This is a genomic window from Acinetobacter sp. WU_MDCI_Abxd143, assembly GCF_025514195.1.
Taxonomy (GTDB): Bacteria; Pseudomonadota; Gammaproteobacteria; order Pseudomonadales; family Moraxellaceae; genus Acinetobacter; species Acinetobacter pittii_H.
Genome location: NZ_JAHPTH010000004.1, coordinates 113,273 through 126,790, shown reverse-complemented (window position 1 = coordinate 126,790; position 13,518 = coordinate 113,273). Strand labels below are relative to the sequence as shown.

Sequence of the window (13,518 nt, the reverse complement as noted above, 5' to 3'; positions counted from 1 at the left end):
GTTCGGATTAATTCCATAAAATAGAAGGGATACGGTTCATGGATCAATAAACCGTGGAAGATAATAGCATGCTTTGGGAATAGTAAAAACGAGCTAAGTTTTATGCTTAAAAACGTTTAGCACGATTTTGATAAATCGAGACAAGGAAAAAGCCAATCAGTACAAAGCCTAAAGCTTGTATTGTTGCAGTCCAATTGTGTTGAGGTGGCAGCACCCACATCACAATAGCAACAACAATGAGAGGATAAATTTTAAGTAGAAACTGAAAGTTAGATTTATGTGAGCTACGAACTGAAATTTTTGTTTTTAAATATTGTCCGAAGTGAAGTCCAAAACCTAATACAAGACTAAGAATAGTGTAAGTCGGCGATAAGGGCTGAACTTGATTAGCAGCATAAACTGCAACACAAACAACAATAATGAAGATAAGTTTGATGTGGCGCGGAGCGTTGTACCAATAAGCCAACATGAAAACCAAACCTATTTCTTAAAAAGTGATTGAGGTGAAAAGATAAAAGCTGCAAGTGCCATAAAAGCGATTCCTTGGACACCCCAGACCAGCAAGTTCGGCATTGTTTTAACAAAGATAAGTGCAAATAACAGTGCGATAGGGATCCAAGTCAGCAGGCGGTAAAGTAAGCCAGTTGGATTTTTTTGAGCAAAATGTAATTTAAAATAGCGGCAGATTAAAAAAATAACACCCGTTCCAGTAAACATTAGAATCGTATCTAATGGCAAAGGCTGGTATTGATATAGCCCAATACAAATAGCCAAAGTAATAATTAAAATCACTAATTTTTTAAATGTTGGGACTTGTGTGTCAAACCAGAATTCCAGCATGGCATATCTTCATTTTTGGGAGAGTAAAACTGTAGCATAAAAAAGAAAAGAGGAGCCGAAACTCCTCTGATTTATCATATTAACTGTTCTTTTGTGGGCCCCAATCATAAATTTTCTTTTGGTAGGCATACCACATCATCCAGAGGCCAATCAGCAACATTGGAACGGTGAGGATTTGTCCTTTAGTCATCCAGCCAAATAGAATAAAACCTTGGTCGGCATCTGGTTGACGGAAGAATTCCATCACAAAGCGTGCAACGCCATAACCCATTAAGAATAGAGCAGAAACTGCCATACGTGGACGTGGTTTTGAACTAAACCACCACAAGATAATAAATAGGATTAAGCCTTCACAAATTGCTTGATAAATTTGTGATGGATGGCGTACCAGTTGTAATGGATCAGTTGGGAAGATCATACCAAATGGATAATTTGGGTCGGTTACCGCACGACCGTATAATTCTCCCCCAATGAAGTTACCAAAGCGCCCAAACATTAAGCCAGTCGGTACACATGGGGCAATAAAGTCGAGTGTTTGGAACCATGTTTTTTGGTATTTTTTACACCAAAATAGCATAGCAACCATAACACCGAGAAAGCCGCCGTGGAAACTCATGCCACCTGTCCAGACTTGGAATAACCAAATCGGATTTTCAAGGAATTTATCAAACTCATAGAAAAAGACATAGCCGACACGACCGCCCAGAACGACACCTAGGGCACCGTAAAACACCAGATCGGAAACCATTTCTGATGTCCAGCCATCACGTTGTTTGGCACGGTAGGAAGCAAGCCCCCAAGCACATAAAAATGCCAATAAATACATCAGTCCATACCAATGGACTTGAAGAGGTCCTAGATGTATTGCGACCGGATCGATATTAGGATAGGTCAGCATTGCTGCTCCTTGATCTTACGTTTTGACAGATTGTAGCGGAATGATGTGAAAAATGTTGTACATTCAATGTGTAAAGATAGGGAATAAGAAAAGATGTGTATTGTCGCTTTAGCATGGCATGTTCTGGATGATATGCCCTTATGTCTTATGTCAAATCGGGATGAGTTCTATCATCGACCAACCGCATTATTGCATCAATGGGATCATACGCCGATTATTGCTGGGCAAGATTTACAGTCGGGTGGTACTTGGATGGGCGTTACACCTCAAGGCCGATGGGCTGTCTTGACCAATTTTCGTGATGGTCGAGATCAAAAATCATATGAAACGTCTCGTGGCCATTTGGTTCAGGCTTTTTTAGAATCTGATTTATTGCCGATTCGATTTGCTCAGCAATTAGAACAGCAGCAACAGAACTTTGCTGGCTTTAACCTGTTTATGGGAAATGCTGATCAAGCGGTTTATATGAGTAATCGTGGTGAAGCCCCGCAAGTCTTGGCTAACGGTGTTTATGTGGTTTCAAATGGTTTAATGTCTGAACATTGGGAAAAAACTAGACATTTAAGAACACGTTTTACGCAAGAGTTTTTGCCTATGCTTCAGCACCAGGCGGAAGAGTTAACTTTGCAACATGCTGCATGGGATATTCTTGAAGATGAACGTAAGGTCACAACGGCATTATTACCCAATACCGGCATTCAGCCAGAAATGGAAGAGTTATTGTCATCTACCTTTATTCAAAGTCCTGTGTATGGTACACGCTGTTCGAATTTTTTAAGAATGACCAATAACGAATGGCTTTGGTTGGAAAAGACTCAACAAGGCGAACATAGTGGGCAAATTGTTCAGCAGCAGATCCTTTTAAATCGATGATAATAAAAATGCCGATCAATTGACCGGCATTTTTAATCATCTAAGAATTAACCTGCGATCACACCACCATCTTTACGGGTAATTACCACAGTTGCTGAACGTGGGCGCGCAGTTTTGTTGCTTGGATCTTTCTGGGTTGCTGGCCAGTTACTATCCGGTGTTGCATAACTTGCAGAATCTTCACCGGGGTGTTGAACATTAATGAAAATTGCTTTGTAGTCAGGTGTCATGGCAATACCTGTAATCTCACATTGCTTTGGACCCACCAAGAAACGGCGTAATGTTGAGTCTGTCACTTTAGCGCCGACTAGCGTTTGTTGGCCGTTTGAAGTAGTGGCGGCAGCGCCGTCACCAATTTGGCCCGGTAACGCAGCAAGCATCATACAGTTAGTCACATCGGTATATGCGCCATCATCTGTCTGAATCCAAAGTACACCACGTGGGTCGAACCACATCCCGTCAGGAGATGACAAATCATTGTTGTCTGTCAAACCAGATAAATTGATGTTTGAAGCCATAGATGCTTCTGCACCAAATAAGTAGATATCCCACTTGAAGGTTTCAGCAGTTGTTTTGTCATCGGTTTCTTTAAAACGGATGATATGACCGTTTACATTACCTTTTTGCTCTTTCGTGCCGTTGTAGAGGTCGGTGTAGTTACGTGGATTAGCTGCATCAGTTGCATAATCTTTACCACGATTTGAGTTGTTGGTTAGGGTGACATAAACTTCACCGTTCACTGGGTTGACCGTACACCATTCTGGGCGGTCCATTTTTGTAGTACCTACAGAATCTGCTGCTAAGCGCGCAAATGTGACAACATCCGCTTGAGATTTAAATGGGTAGGTCGTGTTGCTTTCATTTAAGCCATTTTTGCCATAAGCAAGTTCAATCCATTGACCTGAACCATCGTTATTAAACTTGGCAACATACAATTTACCTGCGTTCATGTATTTGTCGCCAGCCGCATAACCACGATTTACATCTTTGACATCCCACACTGCGGTAGAGACGAATTTATAGATGTATTCACCGCGAGAATCATCGCCCATATAAAATGCTAATGGTTGACCTGCTACGGCACGGCAAGCACTATCTTCATGTGCAAAACGACCCAATGAGGTACGTTTAACCGGATTTTGGCGACCATCAAACGGATCAATCTCGACCATCCAACCGAACGTATTTGGACCGTTACGGTAATCTTGGGTAGCTTGGGCTGCTTTTACGTCGGCATTCCAGCGGTCATACAAGTCTTGTGACTCTACTTGACCAATTGCTGTTTCCCAGCCGTAGCGTGAACTTACGCCTAAATAAATTTGTCGCCCTTGTTCATCAATGTTAGGAATGAACTCACCATTTTTATCTTTTAAATAAATGATCTTTCCGTCTTTATCTTTTTTAGGAGCACCTTTTTCATCTTTCTCATACTGATAAAGTTCATCTTTTTTAACACCTAATCCGTAACGTTTTAATGCAATTTTTTCTGCATCTGTACGTGCATATTCATCGCTACCTGAACGTTGGAAATAACCAATAAAGTTTTCTTCAGTGGTTAAATAAGTGCCCCAAGGTGTATAACCATTACCGCAGTTATTATGAGTGCCACGTGTTTGACGTCCAGCAGGTGAGAAGCGAGTTGCAAGCAGGCTTGAACCCGCTGCAGCACCTTTAAAATCCATCTCTGTTGATGCTGTAATACGGCGGTTAAAAGCAGAACTTTTATCAATTGTTACTTGTTGAGTTGTTGGATCTTTTTTAATGTGAACAATAGATACGCCATGTGCATTTGTTTCACGGATGACTTCATCTTCAGGGCGGCGTCCATCAACTTTTGTTGGACCTTTTGGGTGAAGGAAGGTCTGGTTGATATATTCGTGATTCATCACCAACAAACCTTCAGTCGAAACACTTTCATCAAAGTTGTTTTTTGACGTATTTAAACCAAAGAAATGCATACCGTCATGGCAATCACCAGAACGGAACTGGAAGCTTGGGCCAGATGGAATATTATTATCGTCCCATTCGCCAAAATTAGGATTGATTGAGTCACCCAAAGCATAAATGACATTCGCTTCATAACCTTCAGGTACAGTCACAATATCGTTATGGTTTTTCGCAACTGCGGTAAAAGTTAATTTTTCTGGTTTTTTATTTGGATCTACAGGTGTGGTTCCACCGTTGTTTGAACCTGAGTCATCATCACTATCGTTACAGCCTGTTAAGGTAGAGGCTAAAGTTAACGCTACTGCACCACTTGCTGCTTTAGTAATTAAACTACGACGACTAATGTGTTGTTCTAAAATGTCGCGGAAGTGGATATTGTCAGAAGTATTATTATCCAATTCTTGGTCTTCATGATATGGCGTCAGCTCTGTCATGGGAAATTCCTAAGTAAATAAAGAGATTGTTCTAAAAGTCTTCATGAGCTTAGTTTGTGAATGTGACGAGGCTTTGACGTTTTGATGATAAGTTAATGAAATATTTGATCGTTTGGTTGAAAGTATAAGTCGATTTTTAAAATCGCGGATGATCCAAAATAAAAGAAACCTGCATAAAGCAGGTTTCTTTTTAAAGTGTAGAAATTATTTTTTTACAACAGATGGAGCAATTGGGTCGGCAGTGATATAACCAACTGCTGCTGCAAATTTATTGCTGTAGTTGGTATTAATCGCTGTATCAATTTGCGAAAGTAAATCTGCACTGATACCAGTACGAACACCATCAGCTTCTTTATAGAAACGGTTCCATTCATCACCTGGATGTTGGAAATTACTCATGATGTAAGTCCAACCGTTTACTTCATCGACTGCGTGTAGACCAGTTGATTCTGCACCTGCTGGTGTAGACAAGATACGGATGAGCTGTTTAGTGTCGACATTGTAAGCCCATAAGAAGTTATTTAAGTGGTTACCAGAGTCTTCACCAATAAATAACGTACGTAGCTTTTCAGAGAACTTCAAGTTGTCAGGGCTAGCAATCTGTTCTGGGTCAGCAGTGTTACCTAAGCTGTCAAAGCTAATGTCTTTACCTTTAATGAGAAGACTAGATTGGCTAGGTACCCATTCACTGTTAATTGCTACATTTGAGCTGTCTTTTTGGCCGCCTGTAAGTTTATGCTCCAAAATACCGCCAGCCGTGATTTTCGGGAATTTAACGTTGTGCTCAGCAAGGTAACCGCTACCACCTTCAACCATTGAATCAACAATGTTAGCTAAAGCTGAATATGCTCGTTTATCTGCGATATTTACAGTCGTACCTTCGTTTTTAGTTAATGCCATTGAAGCACCAACGTAAGCCGCATAGCGGTGTGTCTCAAGGAAAGCCGCTGCAAGTTTAGTTTTGTCGCTGTTATCTTTAAGCTTGAGATAAACACCAGTTTTACTCAAATAAGTAAATTTGAAACCTTGTGCTTCTAGTTCTGCTTTTTGAGCAGCTTGTTGTAGTTTTAAACGATCTTTCGCAGCTTTTGCCAAAGCTTGTTGTTCAGGCGTACCTTTATCTCCAGCATCAATAGCATCTTTTTCTGCTGTCGTTGCATCGCTTGGGTATTTAGCAATTTGTAGAACCGATTCAAAAATATCAGTTCCTTTAATACCGCTCTTGATTAGGTTTTCAATCTCTACACTTGTTGCATGACCAAGCTTGATCCATGAGATCTGACCCGTCGTTGTATCTGTAAGTACTGTTGTATATTTTGCAACGTAGAGTGTGCCCGCAGATAGGTCTTTCTCTTTATCTGCAACGAACATGAAGAGACCACCATTGGTATAGTCGTCACCCATTAATACAGTACGGTTATCTGGGAAAACTTGTACAAGCTCATGTGAAATACGGCCTAAACAGTAGTGCTTTGTCACATGACCCGTACCATCTGCATTTACGGTAATTTCTGGTAAATGACCGTAGTTATATGGATTTGCCGCATTTTCATCACCATACACATTTTTACTGAATGCTTTAAGTGTTGAGAGTGATTGACCTAACTTTTGGTTGAAAGCATCTGGTTCATATTCTTCACTAGAAAGGTGAGTTCCCCATGGTGATAAGCTTGCACCACAAGTAATCCATAAACCATGCGCACTTGAAGTGTCTACATTATGATATTTAATTAAAGTCAAATGACCAGTTTTCGGGTCTTGATCTAAAGTAAGCACTGCAATCGGAGATGATAATTTTCCGTAAGTATCACCACCGTTTTGGTCTTTTGATAAATATTCAAACTGAACCACATGGAACACTGGGTTGCCAGTTACACCTAATGCTTTCTTGTCTGCATCTGTAAAATCTTTGCCAGTCGCTTGTTTGAAGCTAATCAGAGAACTACCATCTGGACAGTCAGAGAAGAATTGACGTTCTTTACCTGCAACTGATTTATCGATAATTGGTTTATTATTAATGTCAAAATAACCACCCGCAATAATTTTTCCACCCTTACCATCAGGAACTTCTGTACCTGTTAAAAAGAATGGTTTGTAAGCAAGTTGATATTCGGTTTTACTGCCATCTTCCCATGAAATAGCAAGCTTTGATGCACATGCTGTTGTTGCGATCTCTGCTACAGTAGACGGTGCAGGCATTGACGTGAACGTTGCATTTTTAAAGTTAATTGGTTTTGATGGAGTGGTAACGTCTGAATCATCATTACTATCGTTACATCCTGCTAACGTTGCTGCCGTAGCCATCGCACCTAATGGAAGAAAAGGGATCCCCGTAAACCATTTTAAAATGTCGCGACGTGTTGGGTGGTTAGAAGCAGTTGTCATAATAAATCCGTAACTTTTGTGAGTATATTTGTTGAGTTGATTCTATGGACTGTAAATGACACTTTTCTTACATTTTTAAGTCACTTTGAAGACAGTTTATTGCTTTATAGATTAAAAAGTGGTCTATATAAAAAAGCCTGAACTTAGAGGTTCAGGCTTTTTCTTAAATATTATTTTATTCAGCAGATTGAATTTTTCTTTTCTCAAGAATTTTACCGAACAATAATCCAAGTTCGAAAAGCAACCACATCGGGATTGCCAACATCACCATAGAAATTGCATCTGGTGGGGTAATGAACATGGCTACGAAAAAACAGCCCACAATGATAAAACGTCTTTTTTCAGCAAGACTTTTTGTATTTACCACACCAATTAAAATCAGTAGAAGTGTCGCGATTGGAATTTCAAAAGTCAGTCCAAACACTAAAAATAACTTTAAGCAAAAGCTTAGGTAGCTATTAATATCCGTCATCGGTGCAACAGTTTCAGGTGATACACTAATAAAGAAATGTAAAATTGCCGGAAGAGTAATGTAATACGCAAAAGCAACGCCCGCATAAAACAAGACAATACTACCGATGAGTAATGGCAGTGCTAAATGACGTTCTTTTTGATAGAGTGCTGGACGAACAAATGACCAGATTTCATAAAGAATAAATGGCATTGCCAGCACAAGCGCGACAAATAAATTGAGCTTAAAAGGCGCCATAAAGGTTGCAGTGACATCGGTTGCAATCATTGACGAGGATGTCGGAAGTTGCAGCCTCAAAGGTTCAGATAGTAATTGGTAAGTATTATTTCTAAAAGGTAATAAGCAAAAAAATAAAAATAAGGTTACTCCGACAATCCTAAATAAATGACGTCGTAAAACGACCAAATGGCTCATGATTGGCATTTGGTCTAAATTTTCCTGATTATTTACAGTGGTTGAAGGCAGTTGGTTCATACGGCAATCTTCAATTTAACAGGTGATGTCTCTGAAATATCAGTTGATGATGTGAAAGGCATAAATTTTCTAATGTATGGGACTTTATAATGGCCTGATATAGGAAGACATATCCGAATAGGTTGGGGCACTGATTTGGTTGCCTCAGCCTTATCTATATTTTCAGAAATATTCTGCTTTTGAATTTCTTCAAGCTGTTGTTGTACTTTACGTTCTAGTGCTTCAATGCGGTTGAGTTCTTCTTGCATTTCTTTTCGAAACTCAGAAAGACGCAACTCTTGATCAATCTCATTTTGCAAATTAGTAATATAACGTTTTAGACGAACATACCAACGACCAGCAAAGCGTGCGGCTTCCGGAAGTTTATCGGGACCTAAAACTAAAATTGCAATAATTGCAAAACAGAGTAGCTCTGTCATTCCTACATCAAGCATGGTCGAAAACCTTTAGCTTTTTACTGATGTGCTGTCAGGTGTTTTGACTTGGGCATCAATTGTACGTGGAGTATTAAGAGCAGTAGTCTCATCTTCTTCACGAACTGATTTTTTAAAGTCTTTTACTGCACCGCCTACGTCTTTACCGATATTTTTTAATTTAGATGTACCGAATAATAAAATAACGACAATTGCAAAAATAACGACATGCCAAATAGATAAACCAGCCATGATTTTATACCTCTTTTCAGTTTGCTTTATATCAACAGGTTGCCATGACAGTAATGTGACATTTATATGTCATTTTTAAGACAATGAATGACTTTCAAAACCTAAAAAGTTCATTTTATAAACTTAACATCTTCTTTTTTTATTTATACATAGTTTGAAAAGAGCCACTTAAATTACTTGAAATGGAGAGTACATTTCATTTTGAAAAGGTGTAGCATAGCAAGCTAGTTTTAATGAGCAAGAGGAGAGAGTGTGGCGCTACTACTGCCTGTATTGGCATTTATCACAGGACTTCTACTTGCTCAGACTTCCATTGCAGAAACCATAAAACCTATTCTTTCAGCTTGGCTTGCACGACTTCTGATTCCAATTGTTATTATTTACAACATGGTATTTTATCAGCCAGGTAGTTTGAGTTTGATGCTGTTTAGCTTCGGTTCAGCATTTCTTATTTTCTTTGCCTATTTAGCTTTATTTAAAGACAGATTGTTAGCGCTATGCGTGAGTTATACCAACATGGGCTGGCTTGGCTTTCCCTTTGCCATGGCTTTATTTGGTCCTGATGCTACGGCTCCAATTGTTGCGCTATATATTGGAATGTCTCTTTTTGGAAATGCATGGGCTGTTACGGCGGTCACCACCGCACCGCAAAGTAAGCTCAGCATATTAAAAAAGGTTCTGTCATCTCCACCGTGTATTTCAATATTTTGTGCTGTTGTGCTCAGACTTTTAGGGGCCCAGCATATCGAAAGCCCTGCTATACATTGGGTATATGAGGTTGCTAAGTTCGCAATGACCTTTGCTGGCATGTGTGTCTTGGGAATGTGGTTGCGTCGTACTCGAGTACATTTAAAAGACTTGATTTATAGTACGAAAGCTCAAGCATTTAAAGTTACCTGTGGGGTTGTACTTTGCGGCTTAACTTATAGATTTTTACCCATTCCAAATATCAGCCAGCAAATTGGAGTGATGTTTTTAATGTTCTGTCTGCCACCAGCAGCCAATATTGTAGCGCTAGAAACACATTATCAAGGGACGGGAAGATCTGCGGCTTATATCGCTTCAGGGACGATTGTGAGTTGTGTGTGTATTGCGATTTATGCAGTGTTTTTACACATGTTCGTCTAATTAATTATTTAATTCTAACCCTACACTTGCTTGTGCGAAGGCGGCATGGATGCCTCCAGTTAGACTGTGGCACAAGGAAGTGCCATCAGTCTAACAAAAGATTTTTGCTTACTTTTCATCTTTGAAAAGTAAGGGTTGCCTATACAAAGTCGAATACTCTCTAAGGTGGTATTCAAAGGCTATATGGAAAGAAACTTTATACTAAGCTCTCTCTGAATAACTGCATCGCTTGTCCACGATGACTAATCTTATTCTTGTCTTCTTTAGACAACTCAGCGCTAGAAACTTGAAGCTCTGGTAACCAGAACAGTGGGTCATAGCCGAAACCATTTTCACCACGTGCAGCTTCTAAAATTTCACCGTGCCAGATGCCTTGGAAAATTTGTGGTAAAGGATCTTCAGCATGTGTCACCAAAGCAAGTACACATACAAACATACCTTCAATCACTTCACCATTTTTACGGTAGGGCAAAAGGTCATTTAATAATTTTGCATTATTCGCTGCATCGTCACCATGTTCTCCAGCATAGCGTGCTGAATAAATGCCAGGTGCGCCGCCTAAGACTGGTACACAAATACCAGAATCGTCAGCCATAGCAGGTTTACCCGAAATTTTAGAAGCATGACGCGCTTTAATAATGGCATTTTCAATAAAGCTTAAGCCGTCTTCAATTGCATCAGGAATATTAAGGCGACCTTGAGGAATAATTTCTACTGGTAACTTCAACTGTTCAAAAAGTTTTTCAAACTCAGCGACTTTACCTTTGTTATTGCTGGCAAGAACTAAACTGCCCTGATCAAACCAATGTGGGGTAGACATAATAAAACCAAACTTTATAGCTAATATCGAACATCAGTTATGTTACGTGTTTTTTGGAAGGGGATATAGAGGGAAGCAAATAGAATATAAATGAGAATATCCTAATAAACTAAAACCACCTTGTAGAGCATACAAGGTGGTTTTAGTCGAGTAAGGTTTTTTTACGGATAAACCGTTATTATTGTGCCTGAATCCATTTATCCGCACGGTCACGTGCTGTACGGATTTGTTCTTGAGTCAAGTTCGCTGCAAGAGCAGTTTTCTTACCTTCAGAGAGGCTAATCACTTTATTGTCGAGCATGCCATCACGAGTTGAAAGCTCATACCACTGGTAAGCACCCACGTAGTTTTTCTTTTGCTCTTCCATCATCGCGAGGTTATAGCTTGCACGGTTATCACCATTGCTCGCTGCTTTTTCAAAGTATTTACGAGCCATAGACTCATCTTTTTTAACACCAATACCGTCGGCATACATACGGCCTACGTTGAGTTGCGCTGGTGATAAACCTTGGTCAGCTGCTGCTTTAAACCATGCGAAAGCTTGCTTCTCGTCTTTTGCTACATCTTTACCATATTGGTAGTGTGTACCAAGGTAAAATTGCGCGCCTGCTTGACCCGCTTTTGCTGCTTTTTGAAGATCATTAATCCCCATTGTTGAAAAACGTGCAGCCTGACTCGCAACCGATTGTGGCTGGGCGATATAATCTGCATGAGCCTGCATACTTAGCAGTCCTGCAAATAGTGTGCTAAATAATGTCTTTTTCATAGTGCACTCACTCGATAAATAGCGACTTCACCAAACAAATTCGGAACATGTTTGCTTAACAGGCTTCCCTGCTGATTTCCATTGACGGCGAGTCGATTAATAATTTGTATCTGATTTTCAGCACATAGTGCTTCAAAATCTTTAAATGTACATAAATGAATGTTGGGGGTGTTATACCACATATATGGTAGAGCATCCGATACAGGCATCATTCCTTTTAATGCAAGAAAAGAGCGAGTCTTCCAATGCGCAAAGTTTGGAAAAGTAATAATGGCCTGTTTACCCACACGCACCATGTCTCTTAATAAAACATCGGGTGCATCTACGGCTTGCAAAGCTTGTGCCATAACCACATAGTCAAATGACTGGTCAGCAAAGCGGCTTAAGCCGAGATTCAAATCTTGTTGAATAATATTTAACCCGCGACTGACGGCAATTGCAATCTTTTCTTGATCAATTTCTAAACCATAAGCACGAATTTGATGCTTTTGGCTCATATGAGCGAGTAATTCACCGTCACCACACCCTAAATCGAGTACGCTTGAGCCGGGTTTAATCCACTTTTCTGCCAGTTGTTGATCAATACGCATTAGCTTGCCTCCAGTGATGTCGATTTTAAGTGTTCTTCACCGCCTAAGAAAGCGCGCATGGTTTTGACATACAGTGGAATAGGGAATAAGAACGAGTCATGACCTTGTTCAGCATCAATGTCGAGATAGCTTACAGGCTTATGATTGGTAATAAGCGCATCTACAATTTCTTGTGAACGACTTGGTGCAAAACGCCAGTCAGTTGTAAACGACACAATCAGGAACTGACATTTAGTTTTCCCCATTGCTTCAGTTAATGAGTGACCGTACTCACGTGATGGATCAAAATAATCTAAAGCTTTAGTCATGATGAGATAAGTATTGGCATCAAAGTTACGGCTGAACTGTTCACCTTGATAACGTAGATAGCTTTCGACCTGAAACTCGACATCAAAACCGTACATAAATTTGCCAGATTTTAAATCACGGCCAAATTTTTGTTTCATGGCTTCTTCTGAAAGATAGGTGATATGACCTACCATGCGAGCCAAAATTAGTCCGCGTTTCGGGTAACTATCATTTTCTAAATAACGGCCATGATGGAAATCTGGATCAGACAAGATTGACTGACGAGCAACCTCATTGAATGCAATATTCTGTGCTGAAAGCTTTGGTGCACTGGCAATAATCACACATTTTTGTAGGCGGTCAGGGTAGTCTACGGACCATTGTAGTGCTTGCATGCCTCCTAATGATCCACCGACTACTGCATACCAGACATCTACACCCAAACGGTCAGAAAGCATGGCCTGAGTTTTAACCCAGTCGCGTACTGTTACTAATGGAAAATCAGGCCCATAAGGGCGATTGTCATTTTCAGGGTTTGGTGAGGTCGGGCCAGTTGAGCCATTACAGCCACCAATATTATTTAGCGAAACTACAAAAAACTTATTCGTATCAATTGCTTTACCCGGGCCAATACAACTATCCCACCATCCAGCTTTTTTATCATCTTCGTGGTGATAACCCGCTGCATGATGATGTCCGGAAAGAGCATGACAGATTAAAATTGCATTTGATTTATCAGCATTTAAAGTGCCGTAAGTTTCGACCATTAGTTCAAAACGTGGCAAAACACGATCACATTCAAGGTGTAATGGTTCTTCAAATTGGAACTTTTGCGGAGTGACTAACCCCACTGAATCAGCTGGAAAAGACACGGGAACATTTCGCCTTTTAAATCTTTCAGGAATAAAAAGAAAGGATACCAAGCTAGGTATCCTTTC

General features: G+C 40.0%; 14 protein-coding genes. 2 read left to right on the top strand and 12 right to left on the bottom strand.

What is annotated here, in order from left to right:
- Positions 1-106 precede the first annotated feature (106 nt).
- From KTI79_RS10570 to lgt, 3 genes are all read right to left on the bottom strand, one after another.
- Entirely contained in the window at positions 107-469 is a 363-nt protein-coding gene (locus KTI79_RS10570) for a hypothetical protein (RefSeq protein WP_032054363.1), read from the bottom strand.
- Between the two features lie 11 nt (positions 470-480).
- On the bottom strand, positions 481-840 hold the full coding sequence (locus KTI79_RS10565) for a hypothetical protein (RefSeq protein ID WP_032054364.1): 360 nt from the start codon (positions 838-840) through the stop codon (positions 481-483).
- 79 nt (positions 841-919) lie between these two features.
- Positions 920-1,738, bottom strand: coding sequence for a prolipoprotein diacylglyceryl transferase (lgt, locus tag KTI79_RS10560; RefSeq protein ID WP_032054365.1), 819 nt, complete (start codon positions 1,736-1,738; stop codon positions 920-922).
- A gap of 93 nt (positions 1,739-1,831) precedes the next feature.
- Between lgt and KTI79_RS10555 the strand changes: the two genes are divergently transcribed.
- Positions 1,832-2,611 (top strand): NRDE family protein, encoded by a 780-nt coding sequence (locus KTI79_RS10555; RefSeq protein ID WP_032054366.1) that lies wholly within the window; start codon positions 1,832-1,834, stop codon positions 2,609-2,611.
- Positions 2,612-2,658: 47 nt separating this feature from the next.
- Here the strand turns inward: KTI79_RS10555 and KTI79_RS10550 are convergent, their stop codons facing one another.
- The 5 genes from KTI79_RS10550 to KTI79_RS10530 all read right to left on the bottom strand — a co-directional run bounded on the left by KTI79_RS10550 (position 2,659) and on the right by KTI79_RS10530 (position 8,988).
- On the bottom strand, positions 2,659-4,992 hold the full coding sequence (locus KTI79_RS10550; RefSeq protein WP_086376325.1) for a PhoX family protein: 2,334 nt from the start codon (positions 4,990-4,992) through the stop codon (positions 2,659-2,661).
- A 204-nt stretch (positions 4,993-5,196) separates the two neighbouring features.
- Complete coding sequence (locus tag KTI79_RS10545) at positions 5,197-7,377, bottom strand: PhoX family protein (RefSeq protein WP_086376326.1); 2,181 nt, start codon at positions 7,375-7,377, stop codon at positions 5,197-5,199.
- Between the two features lie 175 nt (positions 7,378-7,552).
- Positions 7,553-8,323, bottom strand: a complete 771-nt coding sequence (gene tatC, locus KTI79_RS10540) for a twin-arginine translocase subunit TatC (RefSeq protein WP_032054369.1) — start codon at positions 8,321-8,323, stop codon at positions 7,553-7,555.
- A complete protein-coding gene (gene tatB / locus KTI79_RS10535) occupies positions 8,320-8,757 on the bottom strand; it encodes a Sec-independent protein translocase protein TatB (protein WP_032054370.1) in 438 nt (145 codons plus the stop codon). Before tatB ends, tatC begins: the two co-directional genes overlap by 4 nt.
- 12 nt (positions 8,758-8,769) lie before the next feature.
- Positions 8,770-8,988 carry a Sec-independent protein translocase subunit TatA gene (locus KTI79_RS10530; RefSeq protein ID WP_002114991.1) on the bottom strand — a complete coding sequence of 73 codons (219 nt, stop codon included), beginning with the start codon at positions 8,986-8,988 and terminating at the stop codon, positions 8,770-8,772.
- 252 nt (positions 8,989-9,240) lie between these two features.
- Here KTI79_RS10530 and KTI79_RS10525 point away from each other — a divergent pair, with 252 nt between their 5' ends.
- On the top strand, positions 9,241-10,116 hold the full coding sequence (locus KTI79_RS10525; RefSeq protein ID WP_032054371.1) for an AEC family transporter: 876 nt from the start codon (positions 9,241-9,243) through the stop codon (positions 10,114-10,116).
- Positions 10,117-10,312: 196 nt separating this feature from the next.
- On the opposite strand, the gene rdgB is transcribed toward KTI79_RS10525, so the two are convergent.
- The 4 genes from rdgB to KTI79_RS10505 form a co-directional block, all read right to left on the bottom strand.
- Entirely contained in the window at positions 10,313-10,936 is a 624-nt protein-coding gene (rdgB, locus tag KTI79_RS10520; protein WP_004794770.1) for an RdgB/HAM1 family non-canonical purine NTP pyrophosphatase, read from the bottom strand.
- Positions 10,937-11,114: 178 nt separating this feature from the next.
- On the bottom strand, positions 11,115-11,702 hold the full coding sequence (locus KTI79_RS10515) for a tetratricopeptide repeat protein (RefSeq protein WP_017385717.1): 588 nt from the start codon (positions 11,700-11,702) through the stop codon (positions 11,115-11,117).
- The gene (gene metW / locus KTI79_RS10510; RefSeq protein ID WP_001217230.1) at positions 11,699-12,292 is read right to left on the bottom strand and encodes a methionine biosynthesis protein MetW; all 594 of its coding nucleotides are present in this window, start codon (positions 12,290-12,292) and stop codon (positions 11,699-11,701) included. The genes KTI79_RS10515 and metW overlap by 4 nt, the downstream gene beginning before the upstream one ends.
- Positions 12,292-13,452: a homoserine O-succinyltransferase MetX gene (locus KTI79_RS10505; RefSeq protein ID WP_002114709.1), complete on the bottom strand. Its 1,161-nt coding sequence runs from the start codon at positions 13,450-13,452 to the stop codon at positions 12,292-12,294. Before KTI79_RS10505 ends, metW begins: the two co-directional genes overlap by 1 nt.
- Positions 13,453-13,518: the final 66 nt, after the last annotated feature.